19 protein-coding genes are annotated in these 22,933 nt (G+C 47.9%); 15 read left to right on the top strand and 4 right to left on the bottom strand.

Annotation, left to right across the window (positions count from 1 at the left end):
- Position 1: 1 nt before the first annotated feature.
- Together GON05_RS02900 and GON05_RS02905 are read left to right on the top strand one after the other, a co-directional pair.
- Positions 2-1,477, top strand: a complete 1,476-nt coding sequence (locus GON05_RS02900; protein ID WP_157317739.1) for a sensor histidine kinase — start codon at positions 2-4, stop codon at positions 1,475-1,477.
- Positions 1,474-2,163 carry a response regulator transcription factor gene (locus GON05_RS02905; RefSeq protein WP_157317740.1) on the top strand — a complete coding sequence of 230 codons (690 nt, stop codon included), beginning with the start codon at positions 1,474-1,476 and terminating at the stop codon, positions 2,161-2,163. The genes GON05_RS02900 and GON05_RS02905 overlap by 4 nt, the downstream gene beginning before the upstream one ends.
- Before the next feature lie 71 nt (positions 2,164-2,234).
- Here GON05_RS02905 and GON05_RS02910 read toward each other — a convergent pair whose 3' ends face one another.
- Entirely contained in the window at positions 2,235-5,351 is a 3,117-nt protein-coding gene (locus GON05_RS02910; RefSeq protein ID WP_157317741.1) for an efflux RND transporter permease subunit, read from the bottom strand.
- A gap of 47 nt (positions 5,352-5,398) precedes the next feature.
- Positions 5,399-6,685, bottom strand: a complete 1,287-nt coding sequence (locus GON05_RS02915) for an efflux RND transporter periplasmic adaptor subunit (RefSeq protein WP_157317742.1) — start codon at positions 6,683-6,685, stop codon at positions 5,399-5,401.
- Between the two features lie 1,003 nt (positions 6,686-7,688).
- Here GON05_RS02915 and GON05_RS02920 point away from each other — a divergent pair.
- The gene (locus GON05_RS02920; protein WP_157317743.1) at positions 7,689-8,375 is read left to right on the top strand and encodes an MgtC/SapB family protein; all 687 of its coding nucleotides are present in this window, start codon (positions 7,689-7,691) and stop codon (positions 8,373-8,375) included.
- Between the two features lie 325 nt (positions 8,376-8,700).
- Here GON05_RS02920 and GON05_RS02925 read toward each other — a convergent pair whose 3' ends face one another.
- Positions 8,701-9,153 carry a flavodoxin gene (locus tag GON05_RS02925; RefSeq protein ID WP_127453647.1) on the bottom strand — a complete coding sequence of 151 codons (453 nt, stop codon included), beginning with the start codon at positions 9,151-9,153 and terminating at the stop codon, positions 8,701-8,703.
- Positions 9,154-9,361: 208 nt separating this feature from the next.
- Here GON05_RS02925 and GON05_RS02930 point away from each other — a divergent pair, with 208 nt between their 5' ends.
- Entirely contained in the window at positions 9,362-10,282 is a 921-nt protein-coding gene (locus GON05_RS02930) for a TrmB family transcriptional regulator (RefSeq protein WP_157317744.1), read from the top strand.
- The gene (locus GON05_RS02935) at positions 10,279-10,959 is read left to right on the top strand and encodes an HD domain-containing protein (RefSeq protein ID WP_157317745.1); all 681 of its coding nucleotides are present in this window, start codon (positions 10,279-10,281) and stop codon (positions 10,957-10,959) included. The genes GON05_RS02930 and GON05_RS02935 overlap by 4 nt, the downstream gene beginning before the upstream one ends.
- A 287-nt stretch (positions 10,960-11,246) precedes the next feature.
- Here GON05_RS02935 and GON05_RS02940 read toward each other — a convergent pair whose 3' ends face one another.
- Complete coding sequence (locus GON05_RS02940) at positions 11,247-12,074, bottom strand: DUF2935 domain-containing protein (protein ID WP_157317746.1); 828 nt, start codon at positions 12,072-12,074, stop codon at positions 11,247-11,249.
- 166 nt (positions 12,075-12,240) lie between these two features.
- On the opposite strand from GON05_RS02940, the gene GON05_RS02945 reads away from it, so the two are divergent.
- The 10 genes from GON05_RS02945 (at position 12,241) to GON05_RS02990 (ending at position 22,932) form a co-directional block, all read left to right on the top strand.
- Positions 12,241-13,488 (top strand): DUF445 domain-containing protein, encoded by a 1,248-nt coding sequence (locus GON05_RS02945; RefSeq protein WP_157317747.1) that lies wholly within the window; start codon positions 12,241-12,243, stop codon positions 13,486-13,488.
- Between the two features lie 41 nt (positions 13,489-13,529).
- Complete coding sequence (locus tag GON05_RS02950) at positions 13,530-14,369, top strand: ABC transporter ATP-binding protein (protein WP_157317748.1); 840 nt, start codon at positions 13,530-13,532, stop codon at positions 14,367-14,369.
- Positions 14,302-15,066, top strand: a complete 765-nt coding sequence (locus GON05_RS02955) for an ABC transporter permease (protein WP_127453636.1) — start codon at positions 14,302-14,304, stop codon at positions 15,064-15,066. Before GON05_RS02950 ends, GON05_RS02955 begins: the two co-directional genes overlap by 68 nt.
- A 15-nt stretch (positions 15,067-15,081) precedes the next feature.
- A complete protein-coding gene (locus tag GON05_RS02960; RefSeq protein ID WP_157317749.1) occupies positions 15,082-16,107 on the top strand; it encodes an ABC transporter substrate-binding protein in 1,026 nt (341 codons plus the stop codon).
- A 113-nt stretch (positions 16,108-16,220) separates the two neighbouring features.
- On the top strand, positions 16,221-16,679 hold the full coding sequence (locus tag GON05_RS02965) for a UPF0158 family protein (RefSeq protein ID WP_157317750.1): 459 nt from the start codon (positions 16,221-16,223) through the stop codon (positions 16,677-16,679).
- Between the two features lie 374 nt (positions 16,680-17,053).
- Positions 17,054-18,013 carry an ABC transporter permease gene (locus GON05_RS02970; protein ID WP_157317751.1) on the top strand — a complete coding sequence of 320 codons (960 nt, stop codon included), beginning with the start codon at positions 17,054-17,056 and terminating at the stop codon, positions 18,011-18,013.
- 94 nt (positions 18,014-18,107) lie between these two features.
- A complete protein-coding gene (locus GON05_RS02975; protein WP_157317752.1) occupies positions 18,108-19,838 on the top strand; it encodes an extracellular solute-binding protein in 1,731 nt (576 codons plus the stop codon).
- 75 nt (positions 19,839-19,913) lie between these two features.
- On the top strand, positions 19,914-20,825 hold the full coding sequence (locus GON05_RS02980) for a carbohydrate ABC transporter permease (protein WP_181646622.1): 912 nt from the start codon (positions 19,914-19,916) through the stop codon (positions 20,823-20,825).
- A 123-nt stretch (positions 20,826-20,948) separates the two neighbouring features.
- A complete protein-coding gene (locus GON05_RS02985; RefSeq protein WP_157317754.1) occupies positions 20,949-21,968 on the top strand; it encodes a LacI family DNA-binding transcriptional regulator in 1,020 nt (339 codons plus the stop codon).
- A gap of 31 nt (positions 21,969-21,999) precedes the next feature.
- Entirely contained in the window at positions 22,000-22,932 is a 933-nt protein-coding gene (locus GON05_RS02990) for a carbohydrate kinase family protein (RefSeq protein WP_181646623.1), read from the top strand.
- Position 22,933 lies beyond the last annotated feature (1 nt).

Below are 22,933 nucleotides of genomic sequence, written 5' to 3' on the forward strand. Positions count from 1 at the left end.
GATGTCGATTCGCTTACGGCTGGTACTCTCATACATTGCCATGCTGCTTGTACCTCTCGTCCTATCGGGGCTAGCCGTGATTCTTATCTCCATCGCAACGTTCGGCACACTGAAGTCCGGCTTTCAGGTCGATTTCTCCCAAGGCAACCCGATCAAACGCGTCGTTGAACAAGAACTCGAGAATGTCGCTTACATGAAAGCGAAAACGGAAACCGAACCCGACGCGTTCCTCGATCCGGTGTTTATTCAGGATTTGGAGGACCGTTTTCATAAAATCAATATGGGCATTATCATCCGCAAAGATAAAGAAATCACGTATAGCTCTCCCTATTTGAAAGAGGGCGAAGCGCAGAACAGCTCCAAACTTCCCGCTTATGGTACCTCATCAGGCCAATTTCAGCGCAATCAGGGTTCTCTGTGGATAACTCGGCAGCAGGATTTCCTGTTTTCCGATCAAAGTAAAGGATCCGTTTTTGTATTCTTGGATGGAGGCCCCTTTCAGAAATATTTGCACCAGTTTTCCAAATCGGTTGTTTTGACGTTCATCCTCATCCTTGTGGGTACGAACGGTGTGCTGACCTATTTCGTTTCTCGCAGCATCATCAAACCTCTGAAGGCGCTCAAACGAGCGGCGGAGGAGATCAAGGAAGGCAATCTGGATTTTGAAGTGGTGCAGCAGTCCGATGATGAAATCGGGGAGCTCAGCAGAGCTTTTGAAGAAATGAGGCGCAAGCTCAAGAAATCCGTTGACCTTCAGCTGCAATATGAAGAGAACCGCAAAGAGCTAATTTCTAACATTTCGCATGATCTGAAAACGCCGGTTACCGCCATTAAAGGATACGCTCACGGCATTATGGATGGCGTTACGAACTCTCCGGATAAGCTCGAGAAGTATATTCGAACGATTTACACGAAAGCGGCCGATATGGATCGACTGATTGACGAGCTCTTTTTATTTTCCAAGCTGGATCTGGGGAAAGTCCCGTTTCAGTTTGAAACCGTGGATCTAGGCCAGTATGTGCAGGATTGCGCGCAAGAATTACAATTCGATATGGAGAAAAAAGGCGTACAGTTCAAGCTGACGGATTTGCCAGATGAGCCTTTGCTTGTAACGGCAGACCGTGATAAGCTGCGGCGTGTGCTGCTCAACATCATCGAAAATGCAATCAAATACAGTGATGAAGGCAATTGCCGCATCACCTTAACACTACGAGAAATCGACAGCAACGCTGTCATTCAAATAAAAGATGCCGGTCAAGGGATATCCGAAGAGGCGCTGCCTCATATCTTTGACCGCTTTTATCGGGCGGATCCTTCGCGCAATACCGCGACCGGGGGAAGCGGGCTGGGTCTTGCGATCGCCAAACAAATCATGGAAGAGCACGGCGGACGTATTGGCGCAACCAGCATGATCGGACAGGGGACGACCGTTTATATGGCATTACCGCTTAACAAGCAGGAGGAGAGTCAGGAATGAGCCGGATTTTAATCATTGAGGATGAACAAAGCATCGCCGAGCTGGAGCGGGATTACCTGGAAATTAGCGGCTACGAGGTCGACATCGAGAACAGTGGGGACAAAGGGCTGCAGGTCGCGCTCTCGACGGAGTATGATCTCATTATTCTCGATTTGATGCTGCCGAAAATCGACGGTTTCGAAATATGCCGGCGCATTCGCAGCGAAAAGGACATTCCGATTTTGATGGTTTCCGCAAAAAAGGAAGACATCGATAAAATCCGCGGCTTAGGCCTCGGCGCGGATGATTACATGATCAAACCGTTTAGCCCCAGCGAATTGGTGGCAAGAGTCAAAGCGCATCTTGCTCGGTACGAAAGGTTGATGGGGCGGCGTGAAGCGAGGAACGATGAGGTCCGCATTCGTGGTTTAATGATTGATAAAACAGCGCGCCGCGTATTTGTGAATGAGCGAGAGGTCGTATTTACTACTAAAGAATTTGACCTTTTGACGCATTTGGCGATGAATCCCAATCGCGTGTACAGCAAAGAGCAGCTGTTCGATCTCCTCTGGGGGATGGATGCCATGGGCGAAATCGCGACCGTTACGGTGCATATCCGCAAGCTGCGCGAGAAGATTGAGCAGGATCCTTCGAATCCGCAGTATATTGAGACGATCTGGGGTGCGGGGTACCGGTTCCGGATTTAGCTTCATATAGAAGAAAAAGACTGCCATTGCTCCCGGAATGTGGGGGCATGTGCAGTCTTTTTGTTTGGAATTTACAGAGAAGTTGTTCCGCCATGAGACGGAAGGTTTGGCTCTACTGACGCCTTTCGCTTCAGCTTGCGTTTATCCCTCCACAGGGCTAGCCGTAGATAGAAGGAAGGGACGATAATGAGCGTAAGGATCGTGGAGACAATAAGCCCTGAGATAATGACGACGGCCATCGGTCGCCATAGACTGCCTCCCATAATTGCCATGGGCAGGAGGCCGCTGATTGCGGTAGCAGACGTCATCAGGATGGGGCGAAGCCGCGCACGGCCTGACTCGGCAATGGCATCGTGCAAGGCCATGCCGTGATGTCTGGCGTCTTCGATAAACTCAACCAGCACGATACCGTTGCGCACGACAATCCCGGCCAAACTGACGAAGCCCATGAGTGCCATGAATCCGATTGGCGCACCGGTTATGAATAAACCAATTAGCGCTCCCCCCATGGCCAAATAAACAGTCATCATGACCAGGAACGGTATGGATAATGAATAGAATTGAATTGCAATAATGATGAAAATGAGGCATACAACAACAATTGAAAGCTTGCCGATGGAGGAGAAGGCGTCGTTCCGATCAGCGTTCTCGCCTGCAAATTCAATCGTGTAGGCGTTAGGTTTTTCCAGTTTGTTTACTTGTTGCTGCAGCTCGGTGACAATATCTGCTGGCAATCTTCCGTCCGTATAAGCTCTTACCGTAATCGTTCGTACCAGATTGCGATGCTGCACGGAGGTGATCATGCGGTCATTTTGCACATTGATGAACTGCTTGATTGGGTACAGTTGCCCGGATTGCGAAGGAACGAGCAGTTCGCCAATCGTTTCGTCGGACGTCGTTTGGTTAGCCTTGCTGAATAAGGTAACGGGAATATCCTCGTTGCCTAGTTGCAGTTTGGACACCTCAATTCCGTCGGTTGCGAGTCGGGCGGTTCCCGACAAATCCTTTTCCGTGACGCCGTAATAACGCGCTTTCTCCTGATCGAGCTGGAGATCCATGGTATAGGTTTCATCACCGACGCTGTCAGAGACGTTAGTCGTTCCAGGGATGTTTTTCAGTATCGTTTGCAGCTGATTGGATAGCGATGTTAGCTCGGTTAAATCCGGGCCACTGATTCGAACGGCAATCGGCGCTCCGACTGGAGGGCCTTGTTCCAGTTCTCTGGGCAGCAGCTCGATGTCCGGATAGATACGCTTGAGTTGATCTCGCCAGTCGGAAACAAGCTTGCCTGTTTGGGTTCGGGACTCGTCGACCTTGACATATAGCTGGCCTATTCTTGTTCCGACATTAGCGGTTTCCGCATAGTAAAACTTAGGTGTTGTCCTACCGGCATAGGTAGAAACAGACTGAACCCCATCCTGCTTAGCCGCCCAAACTGATAAACTTGTCATCATATCGGCGGTTTGCTTATAGTCGGCGTTCACGGGCATTTTCACATCAAGCAAAAATTCGCTTCGTTCCGCGCTCGGAAAGTACTGAACGCCTAGAAAGGGCAGTAGCCCATAGCTGGCCGTACCAATAACAAGGCCTATCATTCCGGTTAACAGCGGTTTTCGCAGCAGCCGGCGAATGAGCTTTTCATAGAACTCGCTTAGGAGCCATATCGGTTTACCCAAAAGTCCAGGCAGCTTATTCTGGGTGGAGGCTCCTTTGCGGAGACTGCGTTCGCTGCTCCATTTGCGGAAAATCGGAATGATGGTTAACGACATAGCCATCGACGCAGCTAAAGTTAAGCTAACGACGACGGGAATCGGTTTGATAAAGTCCCCGATGTTGCCTTTTAAGAAAAACAGTGGGAAAAAAGCAGCTGCTGTAGCGATCGTTGCCGTAAGAATTGAAATCGCAACTTCCTGGCTGCCTTTCAGTGAGGCGTCCAGGGAAGAATCGCCCAGAGACAATCTACGTTCGATATTATCGTTAACGACAATGGCATCATCGACAAGAATACCAAGTACAATGACCAGCGCGACAATGGATATCTGATTAAGATCGATGGATGTCATGCTGATCGGGAGGAAGCCAAGTGCGATGGAAACGGGAATCGCGAGTGCGACAATAATGGACGTTCCGAAAGCGAGCCCCAAGATACAAACAACGAGTACCGCAGCCATCCCGATCAACATTTCCCGTGACAAATCGGCAAACAGATGGTCGACGTTCTCCTTTTGCGTGAACAACGATACCATCGTCACATGCGAAGGAAGCTGAGCCTGCAATTCGGAAACCCTTGCGTCGATCCCATCTTGCAAAGTAGGAATATTCTGTCCTTTAGCCGGATAAATGACGACATCGACGGCGGGTTTGCCTTGATAGAAGACCTCCTCCTCCGTTTTCTTAGGGCCTATTTTAACTTCAGCGACATCTTTAATGCTCAGCGAATTGCCTTGCCCTGCAGGTCGGTAAACAACCGTATCGGCAATATCGTTGGCGGACTTCCATTCGCCGGTTAATTGAACATAAGTGTTGTTATTATTGGCAACCACATTCCCAATGGGTGTGCGGTCGTGCGAGGTGGTGAGCGCCTGCATAACCAGGGTCCAAGGAAGCTGCAGGCTTTCGAGCTTCTCCTTGTCCAGAATCACCTTCACTTCCTGATCGGGAAGCCCAACAATTTCAACATCACTGACACCGGAAACTGTGCGCAATTGGTCCTTCCATGTTGTAGAAATGGACCGTAAGGACTCCAGTTCAGATGGGTTTTCCACAATTAAGTGAATGATTTGAGCAGAAGTCTTGGCTAGATCATCATCGATCTCGGGCTGATCCGCCTCTGCGGGCAGTTTGACTTGCGCGGTCTGCACCTTTTGTCTGAGCGTATCCCATGCACGGCTGTTATCGACTCCGGGCTGCATCTCTACAGTAATGAATGACACATTGGTAGAGGAAGTCGAATCGATCGACTTGATGGACTCCATCTTTCTAATTTCCTCTTCCAACGGCTTGGTGACGAGCTGCTCAACCTTTTCCGGCGATGCGCCGGGATAGATGGTCTTTACCGTAGCCATGGATACGGTGATTTCGGGATTCTCACGCTGGCTTAACGATAAAAAGCTGAAGGCGCCCAGCAGCACGAGCACGACAAAGAATAGCAGGGTAATCTTTTGATATTTGATCAGTTTGGCAATCAAGCGGATTCACTCCTTCTGTCCAGCTGTTCCAGTTAGACAATTGAAAACTACTGGCCGGGCGCTACTTTCTCCATATGTTTAAGTTGGTACTGACCGGAGACGATGAACACCTCGCCTGCCTTCAGTCCTTGTGTAATTTCCGTCATGTCATCCTTGCTGCGGCCGAGCTTGACGCTCCTTTTTTCAACATGGTCTCCTATCAAAATGAATACATAGGGCTCGCCATCCTCGCGCAAAATGCTGCTCGTCGGCACAACGATGACCTGCTGTTCGCCGCCACCAGCCAGTAGAAGCTGGACGCGCATTCCGGGTTTGAGGCGGCCGTTTTCGTTTGCGGCTTCAAGTTCCAGCGAATAGGTTTTCGTCTGAGTATTGGCCGTGTTCGCCAAATAAGTCACTTTACCTTCATATGTATCTGGTGAGTCCGACGTTTGAAAGATCAGGCTCGGTTTGCCCTGCAAGAGCGGTAGGTCCGCTTCCGTTACTTCAGCGCGGATTTTGATCGGTGATTGCCGCTGTACGACGCCGATTTTTTGTCCTCTGGCCAGCGTCATTCCTTCCTCAATGGGCATTTCGGTCAAAAGTCCAGACGCAGGCGCCTTGACTTCAAAATAAGCGAGGTTGACATCAGCATCCTGCAAATCAATATCGTTAGCCTGCAATTGGTATTGGATGGCGGCTAGCGGTTGGGTATTTTGGAGCGTTTGAAGCTTCTGCTGCAAAGTTTGAAGATTGAGCTTCAACGGTTTGACCTGAGATTCCATTTGCTCTTTCTGGTCTTTCGTTGCCTGCCCGGTGTCATAGTCATTCAAAATCCGGTTATATTGCTTGTTCGCATCGTCCAAGGACTGCTGGGTTATGGCAATATTGTTGGTTAACTCCAGAATGCCGTCATCCCAATCCTTTTTGGCCTTGGATAATTGTTCTTCGAGACTGGCTCTGGCATAAAGCAGTTTTTGTTTTTGGCGAAGCAAATCTTTATTATCCAGCTCGATGATCACATCGTCTTTTTGGACTTGTTCCCCGCGTTTTTTCAGGACGGACTTCACGTCGCCATCCACTTTGAGCACGACATTCAACTCTAATGAAGGAACCACATCGGCTGTGAGTGTCTTAGCACCTGCCCATGCTTGTGTGGCAACCTTAGCCGTTTTTACAGGCTTAATCGCTGCCTCGGCCGCATGCTCAGCTGTTGTGGCAGAAGATGATGGGGCTCCATTGGAGCAGCCTGCGAGCACAACGGCGGTCAGGATGACTAGAAAACCCGTCTTATGTAGAAATTTTCCATTTGTTCTTACGATATCGTCTTTCGGTTGATTTGAACGAGCAGCCATGATTGAGCCCCCTAATTATTAATGGTGTATAAGAACAGATATTTCTTTAAGTATGACTTTTGGTCAACTTTTTGGTTTAATCGGTTCAAATGAGTAAGAATATTTGATTCGCGATCCATGAAAGGACAATAAAATCCTAATGATTAACATTATATAAGTACATTTATAACAATAAAGTGACTTGTGGTCAATATTATTTTTGGGTTAGGGATGAATCAGGGATGAGGGGAAGGTATTGATAGGAATTTGAATGGATTTGATAGGGGGCGTGGGGGGAATAGTAAATCTTTGGATTATATTTGTAAATGGTTGCTAATTTATAATGGTATGTTGTAGGATTTTGAGATAGAGGTAATTATTCCAAAAAAAAGGGGTTAGAATTCGTTTGATGAGAGGAGATCAAAATAAATATGATTAATGCAATGATTCTACTAATTACCCTTCCTCCGCTGGCCTATCAGCTTTATTAAAGGCACTGGTACCTCGCCGTTTTCGTTCTCGTATGCATGATTGTTATGCTCGTTACTACAAAATTAAGCAATAAATAGAACTTCATACCGCATAGGAGAATTAGATGAAAAATAACCGATTAGTAATTTTTGCTATGGCATGTAACATAGTCTTTATGCTGTTTGCTCTGTACGGTAAAAACTACGTTGAGTACGCTCCAACGATTGGATGGATAGGTGCAATTATTACATCTACTACTATTTCCATCCTATACTTTATCAAAAAAACGAAGTTTAGGTTTGGATGAGAAAACAGGAATAAGGTTCTTAATATTGATAGTATTTTTCACTATAGTTGGGGTTATAACCATGCTTCTAAGGAGTATGTTTGTATCGGTAAATAAGCATATAAAAGAAGCCTGCCAGAGTGAACAACTCTAGAAGGTTTTTTTGTATTTTTTGACTAAAAAAGCAATTCATTCATCCCTATTTATATTTACCTCGTTAATGTTAATATATTGTAAATGACTTCTAAAATAGGGGAGACAACAACGATGCTAGTAACAGTAGACGTACATGATTTAATAAAATTAGGAATTGCAGCTATCTTCGGTTTAATTATTGGTTTAGAACGAGAAATCAGAAATAAACCTCTTGGACTCAAAACCTCTCTGGTCATTTGTTTAAGCAGTTGCTTGCTAACAATAGTATCTATTGAATCTGCGAATAAATATGCGGTTCCCGGGTTACATGTCATGGATCCTATGCGGCTTGCGGCGCAGGTGGTTAGCGGGATCGGATTTCTTGGCGCAGGAGCTATACTTCGGAAGCATAATGATGTCATTATTGGGCTAACGACGGCGGCGATGATTTGGGGAGCGGCTGGGCTAGGAATTGCCATTGGTGCCGGTTTTTTTGTTGAGGCGTTTGTGGGACTGCTGCTTATTATGGTGAGTGTCGTGTTACTGCCGTATTATATTAAGAAAAAGGGACCAAGACCGCTGCTGATGAAGGATTTGCGGGTCAAACTCATCGTTTCCCATGAGGGTAGTTTAACGAATATCATCAAGGACATTATTGCTAGAGGGTATAGAATGAAAAGTGTACACATCAAAGAGTTGAGTCATGAGCTGCAGGAACTCAATTTCATTGTTTTCATTGACCGTAAGTATGCATCAGAAGTATATGAAGAGTTAAAGAGTATGCCGTATATTGAAATGGCCGAAGTAGAGACTTTGTAAAAATAGGGATTGGAGCAGCAGTGAAGCAGCTGTGTTCCGATCCTTTTTGTTTGGAGCACAGTTGAGCTATTGGGGAGCTTCGTTGCATTTTTTGCAGCGAAAGTGGTGCTTTTTGCAGCCTGAAGGGCAGCTCGTTGTACTAAGTACAACGTTACTTAGCCAAATGGCGATGAATGGGGCGATTTCAGCTAAAATAATTGCACATTGTACAACGAAAAGCTGAAGAGATGCTTAATTCGATCAATTTGATTGTAAGAAGTGCAACATAGGCGGAAGTGTCAATGAGAAGCGAGCCCAGCGAAATGCCAAAGCCCGCCAACATGTATTAGGCCGAAACAGCGACAGCAGCAGCGAATTTCGCGCCTAGTTCACGACATAATTTCTTTTGCTCGCTAGTCGGATTAAATTCGATTTTCAAACCGTCAAATACTTTCTCCGTTCCGATCTCGGCAAGTCTCTCTTCGATTGTGTCTACAGCTGCACCAAAGTGTGTGTAGGAAGAGTCAGCAGAGCCGAATGCGCCGGATTTGCGTCCACTTAGATCCAGATCTTCTAACTCATCGTAGAAGTCTTCGAATTCGTCTGGTAAATCACCATCGCCCCATGTATAAGCGCCAAGCAGAATACCATCGTAGTTCACGAGATCTACACCGCTCACATCCATGACGGATTTCACAACAGGCTCAATGCCTGCCTCACGTATGCCTGCTGCGATTTCTTCAGCGATTTCCTCCGTATTTCCTGACATGCTGGCGTAAACGATAATGATTTTTGGCATGGGAATCCCTCCACGAAATGTTTTTATAGGTATGTAGTCATCTTGTAAATGTCCTGCTGTTACCAACCATCTTCATATTATTTGATAATGATTATCATTGTCAACATATAATTGAGAATATATTGAGAATGAACATTTTTGGCTGAGAGGGCCGGCAAGGAAGGACTATACGACTTCGAGGAAGAAATCATGTTACAATATCGAAAACATGAACTTATCGCAGCTTATGAAAAGGGGAACTGGCATGGAGGATATCCACCTGCATTTGAAAAATCTCGGCTTCACCGACTTGGAAGCCAAGTGCCTGCATGTGCTTGCTGAAAGCGGCACACAGACGGGTTATGAAATCGCCAAGCAGCTTGGCGTATCGCGTTCGAATGTGTACTCCGCGCTCCAGAAGCTTGCGGAGAAAGGCGCCGTGCTCACCAGTCACGGTGAGCCAACGCACTACCAAAGCGTGCCGATCGAAGAGATCGGCGATCGTGTTGAGGCGGAGCTGCAAGCGTCAATCCGCTACGTGAAAGAGCACATGCCGAAGCAAGGTGCGCACCGGTCGGAGTATTTCAGCTTGGAAGGCGACACAAAGGTGCTGGATCGTATTCGAACAGAGCTGAGGAAAGCGAAGGAGGAAGTCCTTTGCGACCTTTGGGCGCAGGAGGCGCAGCTGCTGAAGGAAGAGCTGCGGAAAGTACCCGCACAGGGTGTGCGTCTGCTTGTTTCGGCGATCGGAGATGCGGCTCTGCCAAGCAGCGTACAGCAGTTCTCGCATAAACGTGATGCTACGTGGAACGAACGCAACGGGAGGAAATTTACGCTGCTGATCGACCGCAAGCTGGCTATTGTCGGCACAAGAGGCGGCGATGAGCCGACACTTGCGATGTTGACCGAGCATCCAGCGATGGTTGAGCTGCTGCTCAATAGTTTTTGGCGTGATGTGGTAATTCACGAGCTGCAGCAGGATATGGGCGCGAAGCTTGAAGATAAATATGGGAAAAATTTTAAGAAAATTATCCAGAAATACACGGTTCCCGAAGGCAGGGAGAAGGATACGCCATCCGTTGAGGGAGAAGCGGCATCCACAACGGATGAAAGTAAAACAGGTGAAGGAAAGAGGAAAAAGAAGAAATGATGCAGCAAGATGGAAAACATTTGACGAGAGAACAACAAGAGAGCATTTTACTCGCAGCGGAGGCGCTAGTGAAGGAAAAGCTAGAGCGCGATAGCAGCGGCCACGACTGGTGGCACATCTATCGCGTCGTGCAGACGACGAAGCGCATCGCCGCCCAAGAGGGCGCCGACGCTTTCGTCTGCGAGCTTGCGGCGCTGCTTCACGACGTCGTCGACGAGAAGCTGAACGCCGATCCAGCCGCTGCGCAGCGCGAGCTGGAAGCATGGCTGGCCGCCAGCGGTACGCCGGCGGCCGCCGTGGATCACGTGCTGGAGATCATCAGCACGATGTCGTTCAAGGGCGGCGCGCGGCCTCCGATGCGTACGCTTGAGGGCCAGGTCGTGCAGGATGCCGACCGGTTGGATGCCATAGGCGCGGTAGGCATCTCGCGCGTATTTGCCTATTCGGGCTGGAAGGGCCGCCCGATTCATGATCCCTCCGTCACGGCGCGTGAGCACATGACGGAAGCGGAATATCGCGCGGGAAATGACACCGCGATCAATCACTTTTACGAGAAGCTCCTTAAGTTGAAGGAGCTGATGAGTACCGCCTACGCGCGCAAGCTTGCGGAGGAGCGGCACCGCTTCATGGAGCAGTACCTCGAGCAGTTTTATGCCGAGTGGGAGGGCGAGCGGTAATTGCTTTGAGGTAGAAAGCGGCGGCGTGTGAGGCTGACTATAGTGCTGGGCTATTAGCGGGATATGCTCCCGTTGATTTTACCCGAATGAAGGCAACTGAGAGGTTTAACTGGAAACGCTCCAGCTATATTCCAATGGAAACCTCAAAAAAAGGTCAATGTGGTTGAATTAACGGTATTTTTTCCAGTTCAATCGTTCGACTGATCGACGCATAATGAAATTTGCTCCATATTTTCCTGCTAATATAAAAAACCGTCGAGGCAATGTAAGCCTGACGGTTTATTTTTTTACTCAAATGACGGCTTCGTCAGCGGACAATTCGGCAAACTAAGAATCTCCACGTTGTAAGCAGCCAGCTTATGCAAGAAATAGCATGTTTCCGGTAGGTGATGCTCAAGGAAACGCAAGGTCAGGCGGCTAAGCAGCTCCGTATGCTGATATTCGCGGATGACCTCTTCGACGAGTCGATAGAAGCCGATAACTGTCTCAGCAACTTGTCTGGCGAATTTCTGCTGGACCGGGAAACCCGGTGCTGTGAAGCGGAGGAAACCGCGGATGGCGGTGTTTTTGACGATATGTGCGCTGAATTGCTGCGCGTATTGCTGGGTGCTTTTCAGCAGCTCCATTTCCGTTGGATCCAAATGATTGCTCAGCAGCACGGTATGTCCAAGTTGATCCTCCAGCCACATCTCCATCAGCGCAACAAGCGGCAGGGGTTCGTAAGGCACACCGTTCATCCAAGCGTGCAAAATCCGCAGATACTCGCCGTTTTCCAGTAAAGTTCCGTTGAAATACACAGGCGTCAGCGAGATGACGACCTTATTTTCTATGCGTAAATGCTGCATAAAACCCTCAAACTGGTAGTACCCATGGGCAACGGGGTATATGTCTTTAGAGAGCTGAATCATGGTTTCCGAGGAGACCGGGAGGGAAGGATCTGTTTTCAAAATACGGTTGCGCAGTTCGGTGAATGCGGCTATGTACCGTTTGGCAATGCTGATCCATTGCACTTCTTCATTGGCAAGCGCCTCGTCCACAAAAATGGCATGATCCTGCAGGATTTCAACCCAAAACAAATGTTCCTGCCAAGGCGTAATGGTTTCATTTAGGCTCATGGAAAGGTTCCTCCTAGGTCTCTTAACTTCGGGCCAAGCCTTGCCGATATTTCACATACCGAAGTGTATTCAACAGATTCAGGTTCGAGAACAGCTTTCGTCGGAATTTGTGGTAAAATAGAACGAATAGCGATTGAAAATCGAGAAAGAAAGAGATGTTATGACGATGAAAAAAGAAGCAAAGTATATAGCAACGGTCTCCTTAGGTGTGATGGGAGCAGGTTTTTTGGCTACAATTCCTGTAGCTTCTACGGTGTGGGGAGGCTTCCTGCAAGGCGGCTTCGAAGCCGGGGTTGTGGGCGGTTTGGCAGACTGGTTCGCGGTTAGCGCCTTATTCCGTCACCCGATGGGCATCCCGATTCCGCATACGGCGCTGCTGCCGAAGAATCGCGAGAAAATTACGAACGCCCTTGTCTCCACGGTTCAAAATGAGCTGCTTTCCAAAGAAACCATCCGCGCCCGTTTGCAGCAAATTCGTTTTCTGGAAAGAGGGCTCGAGCTGGCGGAAAGCCATCTGGATAGTGAGGCGCTTCACAAAGGCCTGAGTACGCTTGCCAAACAAGCATTATCCGCAATTGATCTTGAAAAATTAACACCGCTGCTGGCGGATGAGATTAGCAAAGCACTCCAGGACGTGGATACGAGCCGATTGGTTCGTGCGCTTGTCGATACGGTCAAGGATGGCGATTATGACGGCAAGACGTTTGATTTTGTCCTTGATAAAGTGGAAGCTTGGGCATTCAAAACGGAGACGCGTGATCAGCTTGGAGCCATGGCGATCAAGGCATTTGAGGGGCTGCAATCCAATGGCTTCATGGCGTTTGCCGTGAATGCGTTCATCGGGATGGTCAATGAGGAGAAAATCGGGGGCATTATCCAGAATTTCTTGCTTTCCTACATTGAGCAAATGCGCATGAAACAGCATCCGCGTAGAGAGGCCGTGCTTTCCTTTATCCGCAATGAACTGAATAAGCTGGAGAGAAATCCGAAGCTTTTGGCCGAGCTGGAATCACTCAAAACGAAGCTGCCGGACATGTTCGAGATGGATGCGAAGCTGTCTGCACTTCTTATACGTTTGAAAGCTAAAGCTGAAGAATTCGTGGACCAGCCTGATTTTGTCCCTGTCCATGTCGTTCCGATCCTTCGGAATGTGCTTGCATCCGTGAAGGAGAACGAAGCTTTGCTGCAGCGCGGCGAGATCTGGGTGCAGGAGCAGATTGCTTCTTATTTGGAGAAAAATCATAGCAAAATCGGTCAGCTCGTCAAAGAGAACCTGGATAAATTCGATAACGAGAAGCTGACTCAGCTGATGGAAGATAAGATTGGCAAGGACTTACAGTGGATTCGTGTCAACGGTGCGATCTGCGGATTTATCATCGGGCTTGGTCTGGCAGGATTAAAGATGCTGTTTTAAGGGAAACGACTACGGGATATACCCGAGTAGGGGGAAGCATTTTGATCGAGATAAAAGGTGTCAGCAAGACGTTCGTACAGCGAATCGGTGGCAATTATAAGGCGCTGGACAATATCACTTTAACGATAAAAAAGGGAGAATTCGTCTCCATTCTGGGGCCATCCGGCTGCGGGAAATCGACGGTGCTGAACCTCGTTGCAGGCTTCGATACGCAAAGTGAAGGCACGATTGAAGTGAATGGTAAAAAGGTTACCGGCGCTGGGGCCGACCGCGTGGTCGTGTTCCAAGAGCACGGTCTGTTTCCGTGGCTTACTGTGCTGGACAATGTGGCTTTTGGCCTCAAGCAGAAGGGCATCCCCAAAAAAGAGCGCCACGAGCTCGCCATGGAGCAGATCAAAGCGGTGCATCTCAGCCGCTTCGCCGATCGTTACCCGCATGAGCTATCTGGCGGGATGAAGCAGCGGGCGGCGATTGCCAGAGCGCTGGCGATGGATCCCGAGATTTTGCTGATGGATGAGCCTTTTGCGGCTTTAGATGAACAGACTCGCCTTATTTTGCATAAGGAATTGGAAGAAATCTGGATGCGGACGCGTAAAACGATTCTCTTCATCACCCATAACATTCGGGAAGCGGTTATCCTCTCAGATCGCGTTGTGGTCATGTCTACACGCCCTGGCACGATTAAGAAGGAGTTCACCGTACAGGCGGCAAGACCCCGGGATGCCGCAGATCCGCTGCTGCACCATGTGGAGAATGCGGCCATGGACGCGCTGGCGGATGAGCTTGAGAAGGTGGTAAGGGAGGAGACGGGCGATGAGTACCGCATTAAGAAGAACGATTTTTCTGGTACTGCTTCTGATAGCTTGGGAGGCGGGATTTAGGCTGTTCGGTTGGGGCTGGAAATTTCCTTCTCCGACCCAGACGCTGCAGGCTTTTTATGACGGATTGGTGCATGGCGAGCTGCTTGCAGCGACTTTGGCCAGTATGATCCGGCTGTTAGTTTCCTTCGCCCTGTCGCTTGCCATTGGGACGACATTAGGTTTCTTATTCGCACGATACCGTCTACTGGATGATACGCTTGGTTTCCTGGTCGTTTCGCTGCAGACGATTCCTAGTATTGCTTGGCTGCCTTTTGCTATTATATGGTTCGGTCTTAACGAATCCTCGGTTATTTTCATTACGACGCTTGGCGCAACCTGGACGATGGCGCTGGCAAGCCGCACAGGGATCAAGAACATTCCGCCGATTTACCTGCGTGCCGCACAGACGATGGGAACAGGCAACGGGTATAAAATGTTCGTGCAGATCATGATTCCGGCGGCTTTCCCGCATTTGATCAACGGGGTGCGAACGGCTTGGGCTTTTGCTTGGCGCGCCCTTGTTGCCGGGGAACTTATCGCCAAAGGGGCGGGGCTCGGCCAATTGCTGCAGGATGGGCGTAATTTGGGCGACACATCGCTAATGCTGTGTATCGTCATTATTATCGCTGTATTGGGTACGGTCTCTGACCATTTCTGCTTTAAGAAACTGGAAGATAAAGTGCTGGAGCGCTACGGCCTCGCCGGCTCGAAGTCTTAGCAGGGAGCGGATCGCATGAGAAAAAAAGCATGGATGCTGCTGCTGCTTTTGCTCGTCATTACGATGCTGAGCGCCTGCGAGGAGAAGCTTACAGCTTCCGGCAAGCCGCAGGTGGTCAGGGTTGGTGTTTTTAAAAATGTCACGCATGCCGCAGCCTATATTGCACTCGAAAAAGGCTATTTCGCCCGCGAGTGGGGCGATGACGTGAAGATCGAGGTCACGGCCTTCGATAACGGCTCTGACTTATCGATTGCGATGGCGACAGGTGATATTGATATAGGTTTCGTAGGTCCCGGACCTGCGACAACATTTTTTCTGAAAAGCGGGAACTATCGGGTCGTTTCCGGCTCCAATAATGGCGGTGCGGTGCTTGTTGCCCGCAATGGCTCAGGAATTAATGGCGTTAAAGATTTGGTGGATAAAACGATTGCGATCCCGTCCAAAGGGAATACGAATGAGATCTCACTACGGATGCTGATGCAGCAAGAAGGCATCTCCTTAGGTAGAGATGCGGGAAGCGCACATCTTATCGTGCGCTCCCCGTCGGATGCGCTGATTTCCTTCCGCCAGAAGGAAATTGACGCGACGCTCGTTCCCGAGCCATGGGGAACGCAGATTGAGAAGGCCGGACTTGGAAAGGTCGTCGTCGATTGGCAGGCAATCCCGCCGAATCACGGCGATTATCCGACGGTCATTATGGTGGCTAGCGATCCGATGATCCAGCGCCACCGGGATATTGTTAAGGGCGCGATCAAAGCCAATATGGACGGCATCGCGTTCATTCAGAACAGCCCGGAGCAAGCCTATGAGCTCATCAACAACCAGCTGAAGCAGTATAGCGGTAAAGGGATGGACAAAGGCTTGATCCAGGCCTCGCTTAGCCGACTGAAGCTCACCACGGACGTTGATGTCAAAGTGATGGAAGAGATGGCGAGGGTCTCGATTGCGGCGCGATATATTAAGGGCATTAAGGAAAATGAACTGGACCTCAGCAAATTTGTTGATTTATCCATGCTCGAAGAAGTGAAGAATGGGAAGTAAGTTAGAAGCCTGTATCGATCCGAATGTTGGATGGATGCGGGCTTTTTTAACGTGCGACGTATAAAAGAACAAGCCTTTCCAATACTTGATAATAAAAGAGGAGGTTGATAGAAATGGATCTAATGAAAGAGCTTATTGATGCCTACTTGGATTATAACTTTGAGCATCCATACTATTTGGATCTGCATACTGGAGAAGTAATCCTGGATATGGATGAAAACTATACCGGGGAACCGGGAATTGACTGGGATGATGAGGAAAATGAAGATAAGTATATCCTCATTCCACAGATCGATTCAAACGAAGCATTTCGAGTAATGGCGAGCTTTTCTCATAGTAAGCAATCTGATCCTAAAGGTAGGTTGTTTGATGCCCTTAGAGGTAATAAACCATTTCGTAGATTTAAGGACATGCTTTACGAACTGAATATGTGGGACGAGTGGAACAAATATCAAAACCAGTATGCAGAAAAAGAAATCCAATCATGGATGGAGGAAGTTGAACTAAATTTCAATGAATTGGACGAAAAGTACAAAGCTAGTCAATCTTTTTACGCGGAAGACGCCATATAATATTGAGGAAGTGGTTGTCGTTGATAGATTTGATGATTCAACGTTAGCAATGAGACGCTACAACGAGTTGCATAAACAGGACCCTCATCGTGAATACTGCTTTTTCCATACATCCCGTCGTGCTTTAGTGGCCCGCGAACGGTATGTTGGATTGCGGGAGCCTAGATGAATCTTAACGTGAGTTTTGGTTTGCCACTCCTCAAAAAAAGTCATTGCCAAATATAACCAACTCATCTATACTGAGATTAATTCCATATGGAAGCGATTCCAGAAACCGCTTTCCTACACCTGATCCTCGTCATGAGGATTCTATTTGACAACAATATGGAATCGATACCAGAAAAATGAGAATGTCTTAGGAAGGTGGTCATGACATGGAAACGAATCTGCCGCAAGCTAGTATCGGCGCTGCGGTGAAAAAGAGAAATGCTGATCTGGGAAAACGAATACGACAGCACAAGATTATGTACCTCATGCTCCTTCCCTGTCTTGTATTTTTCGTTATTTTCTCGTATATCCCCATGGGTGGATTGATGCTGGCTTTTAAGAATTATCAGTTTAACAAGGGGATACTGGGCAGTCCATGGGTGGGACTCACGTATTTCAAGGCATTTTTTAACGACTATCAAAGCGGGAAACTTATTAAAAACACATTGATTATTAGCAGCATTAAAGTTTTCATAGGATTACCTTTTCCGATTCTGCTTGCCCTAATGTTTAATGAAATCAGACATCGAAGATTCCGAGGAATCGCCCAAAGCATTTCGTATCTGCCGCATTTTCTTTCATGGGTTATCGTGATCGGCCTCATGCAGCGGATTCTTGCTCCGGATACTGGACTGCTCAATGAAGTGATCCGCTTTTTTGGCGGAGACGGAAGTACGTTTTTCATGATGGAAAGGAAGTACTTTTATTCTCTCATGTTCGGCAGCCATATTTGGCAAAGTATTGGCTGGGATTCTATCATTTATTTGGCCGCTATAGCAGGCATTAACCCTGAGCTACATGAAGCCGCCAAGATTGATGGCGCTAATAAGTGGCACGAAATTTGGCATGTTACTTTGCCAGGTATTCGATTAACGATTTCCATTCTGTTTATTTTATCGCTAGGCAATATTTTGCAGGCAGGGTTTGATCAAATCTATCTCATGCGAACTCCCGGTAACATGGAGCTGGCAGATATTTTAGATACCTACATCATTCGGGTAGGACTTCAAAATGGACAATACGGCTATGCGACAGCTGTTGGTTTAATGCAAGGCATAATCGGCTTAATCCTTGTTGTGGCTGCGAACCGAGCTTCAAAAAAGTTATTTGACGAGTCAATATGGTAGCGATACCAGAAATCTTTCACTTTTCGATAGTTGATGTGTTGAAGATCACCGCCAGGTGTTATTCATAATATTTAATGGAAAAGGGGAGTATGGGATGAGCAAAAGATGGGTTAAATGGGTGACCATGCCCTTGGCAGCAAGCTTGCTGCTAGCAGGATGTGAAAGCTCCACTCAGCCTGCGGCAGGAGGGGACACGGCTTCTACGACACCTCCATCTACAGTCAGCAGCGGTAAGCCCGCAACTTGGATTGCAGACCGAACCATTAAAGGACTACTGTTTATTGACAGCGATGACATAACGAAAGATATCAACCCGGAGATTGCTAAGAAAGTGAAGGAAATGACAGGGATTACGCTGCAAATGGAGGGTGTAAATTCGCAGCATGCGATTGATGGACTCATTGCAGGGCTGGCTTCCAATGATTTGCCGGACTTCATCGTCTATTATCTGAACAACAGCGGCCGCCCGGAAATGCCCGTCATTTTGAAAGCTGCCAAAGAAGACATGTTAACCGATCTAACTCCTCTTATAAAAGGAACAAAGGTGTTCAGCAAGTACCTGGATGATAAGTATTTACCGCTGGATACGAAAAACGGTGTAATGTTCCGGCCGGAATTTAACGGCTCCAGCTATTTTGTCCATATGAACGTCCCAAGAGAAGGCGGCTACGAAGAGCGCAAGTATGTTTCCGGCCCTTACATCCGTAAAGACATTGCCGAGAAGCTGAACGTTGATCCACGGAAGATTAACACTACCGATCAAGTGTATGAGCTCGCCCAAAAGATCAAGGAAGGCAACTTCAAGGATAAAAACGGTAAAGATATCACGCCGATTGGTCCTCGCTACTGGGGGAACAGCAACCATGAGAACGGCACGCTATTCAGCAGTTTAACTTGGGGGGCTATTGATCAAGGCTTCGACAAGGATAAGGACGGCAAAATTGTTCATGAGAGCAAAACGGAATATCCGCTCAAGCGCATTGAGTTTGTTCAGAAGCTTTTGAAGGAGAAATTGATGGTGCCGGATTACTACGCCATGCAGGAAAACAAAGCAACGGAAGGAGCTATTAACGGGTCATTTGGTATTATCGGCGATATGCATAACTATCTGGAGTTTAATAAAGATATGAGCTACATCCCGTTAGGGCCTATTAATTCTGTGGATGGAACTTACCGGATGAACGTTGATTATAAAAGCGGGTATATGGCTTGGTCGATTCCAAAAACGACGAAAAATCCACAAGACGTCGTCAAATTTGCGGATTTCCTGGCCAGCCGTGAAGGGAAGCTGATCTGGCAGTACGGTCTGGAAGGGCGGGACTATACGTTGGATGCCAAAGGCAATCCTTTGGTCAAAAAAGAAGTGCTGGAGCTTCGCAACAAAGATCCGAAGGCGGCCAAAGATTTGGGCTTTGACGGCGTAGGCAATGGCTGGGGTGGTTATCTCGGCAGTACGGATATCAACAGGCTGGGTGATTTCGGCGAAATGCAGTATGCAGATGCGGTCTCTCCGGAAGCTAATGAGACACCGCTGAAAATTGCCGACTACTGGGGCTACGATGAGAAAAAGAAAAACGCCAATATCAACGATGGTTATCGCCCGCTCTCCTTCATTAACGAGCTTCCAACGGGCAATGAGTTGAAGACGGCTTTAACCAACTATAATGAAAGCATCATTCGTGCATTTTACGCCAAAAGCATGGATGAAGCGCAGAAAATTCTGGATGCTTCGAAAAAGCAGCTGCAGGCAGCGGGTTTGGATCAATTCGAAGCTCTGCTTCAGAAAAAAGACAGCGATCCTAAAACGAAAGTTATTCTCAAATAGTCCAAAGCTGAGTTGGGAGGCTGGCGCTCCTGCAGGAATAGCGGGAGCGCACTTCTAGTATGGGGAGAGATTAACGTGGGAAATGAATTCTATAAGCTCTCAGCAGAGGAGAAAATATTTAAGTTCGTTAATTATGCCCTGATTATTCTCCTGTGCTTGTCCATCGTGCTTCCATTTCTGAATATATTGGCGCTTTCCTTTAACGCTGGTAAGGATGCGGAAAGAGGGGGCATCTATTTCTGGCCCCGCGTATGGACGCTGGAAAATTACCGTGAAGTGTTTACATCGGCTAATATCGGCAGAGCATTTGCCATTTCTATATTTCGAACGGCTTTGGGTACGATTGCCGGCGTATTTCTATCCGCCATGGCTGCGTATACGCTGAAAAGCAAGACGATGCCGGGCGTCCGATTTTTTACGCTGATGGTTTTCTTTACCATGCTTTTCTCAGGCGGCATTATTCCTTATTACATGCTGCTCAAAAGCTTGCATTTGACGAACACCATCTGGGTCTATGTTCTTCCGGGCCTGTATAGCGCGTGGAATTTGATCATCATGCGCACGTTTTTCCAGCAGATCAGCATCAGTCTGGAAGAGTCGGCGAAACTGGATGGCTGCAGCGATTTCGGCATTTTCATGCGGATCATCATGCCGTTAAGCAAGCCTGTGCTGGCCACAATCTCCTTATTTACGGCGGTGAGTCATTGGAATGATTGGTTCACGGGTGCTTTTTATGTCAGAACCGCATCACTGAGACCGTTATCCACCTTGCTGCAGGAGATGCTAACCAAACAGGATGCCATTCGGGAGTCCCTGATGCAGGCGGCAGGTTCGTCCCAGTTTCAAATGCTCGAACGGATACAGCTAACAGGTGACTCTCTGAAGATGGCGACAATTATTGTCGTTGTGGCGCCCATTATTGCGGCATATCCATTTATACAGAAATATTTTGCAAAGGGAGCCATGATCGGATCGGTCAAAGAATAAACGGCTTCAGCCGAATAATTGATGATCTTCGCCATGCCCAATGTGTGATAAAATGTATAAATATGGTTCTGTCTACTAACAGAGAAAACTGTTCATGTTGCGAAGTAAGGAAGGATGATAATCATGGCGCCCAAAATCAAAGATGTAGCCCAAAAAGCGGGAGTATCCGTCACCACGGTCTCCAGAGTATTAAACGGAGAGAAGTACGTGAAGGACGATCTGAAGGCCAAAGTAAAACGAGCGATTGACGAGCTTGGTTATGCGCCCAGCCATATCGCGAGAAGCTTGGTACGGAAGAAAACGAACCTGATTGGCGTGATTGTTCCCGATCTAACCTCAAGCTTCTATTCGACGATCTTGAGCAGCATCGAGGAAACGGCGAGTTTGAATGATTACAACCTGCTGGTCTGCAACATTATCGAGGATACGGATAAAGAACTGAAATATTTGAATGTCTTTCACGAGATGCGTGTAGACGGCATCATTATTATGCATGAAAAGTTAAGCGATGAAATTCGTAATTTTATTCATAAATTGGATATTCCCATCATTTTTTCAAGTGTAAGACCTGTCGATCATAAGTTTATTTCTGTGATTATCGATGATTACGAAGCAGCCTATGATGCGACCAAGTATTTAACCGAGCTCGGCCACGAGCGGATCGCTTTTATAGGCGGGGATATGCGAGACGTTACCTCAGGTCAGAATCGTTACGTAGGTTATCGGAATGCCTTGAAGGATCAACGGGTGAGAATCATCAACGATTATATCCGGTTTGGCGACTATAAGACGCAAAGCGGATATGACATGATGAAGGAGCTGCTGGCCTGTGAACCTCGTCCTACTGCTCTATTTGCAGTGAGTGACGATATGGCGGTAGGCGCTATGAACTGTATACATGACCATCAGCTTAAAGTCCCTGACGATATATCGATTATCGGATTTGATGGAAGCCAACTGACAGAACTTGTACGACCGCGGTTGTCCTCGATGGAGCAGCCCATTCAGGAGATGGGGAAAATTACGGTAAATACGATGATTGACGTCATCTCGAATCCCGCCTCCAGTCCGCGGGAAGATGTGATACTGAAGCACAAGCTCGTCGTTCGCGATAGCTGTAAGGTATATCCAAAAGAGAGATAGGCAGAGAACAGAGCGGAAGAGGGAGAGCGGCGTGAAGAAGTTTGATGCGGTAGTCATCGGCGATGTCAATATTGATCTCGTGGTAGTGGGCTGTAATCAAATCCCTCAACCTGGACAAGAAATTTTCGTAGATAACATGATGATGCATGTAGGCGGAGGCGCAGCTTTATTTACGATTGCATTAGCCAAGCTGGGGCTGCATGTCGCATTTGACGGTGTTCTTGGAAATGATGGCTACGGTCATTATATCCGGGAACGTTTTGCTGGATATGGTATCGATACCAGTATGGTCCGAACAAGCGGAACAAGTCGGACAGGGATCACGATAGCGATTAATCCCGAGCTGGATCGTTCATTTATTACCTATGTGGGATCCAATGCTGAACTGCATGTAGAGGAACTGGATTTAGGGCAAATCGCGTTAGGCAGACATGTGCATGTTACCGGCTACAGAGGGCGGCGCAACCACACGGAATTCGTGGCCATGGCTAAGCGATTAAAGGAAGCGGGGGCTACGATTTCCTGCGATGTAGGTTGGGATGATACCGGAGAATGGTATTCGGGTGTTTTTGAGTTGATGCAGCATGTGGATGTTTTCTTGATGAACGAAACGGAGGCCCTTCATTATACCGGATTTGAGCGCATAGAGGATAGCTTAAGCTACATGTCGGGCTTCAGTCCTCATGTCGTCATCAAGCTTGGACCGCAAGGAGCGGCAGCGATGAAAGACGGCTTGCAAACGATGAGCCCCGGATTCCCGGTTGAAGCTGTTGATACGACAGGAGCAGGGGATTCGTTTAACGCCGGCTATATCTATGGCTTTTTGACGGGGCTGGATGTGGAGACATGCCTGCTGTATGGCAATGTATGCGGAGCTTTGTCAGTTGGAGCTTACGGCGGCAGCACAGGAACGCCAGATCATGAAGGATTGGAAGCTTTTATCAGACTAAGGCAAAACAGCTGAG

Source organism: Paenibacillus anseongensis (assembly GCF_009757995.1).
Lineage (GTDB): Bacteria > Bacillota > Bacilli > Paenibacillales > NBRC-103111 > Paenibacillus_E > Paenibacillus_E chondroitinus.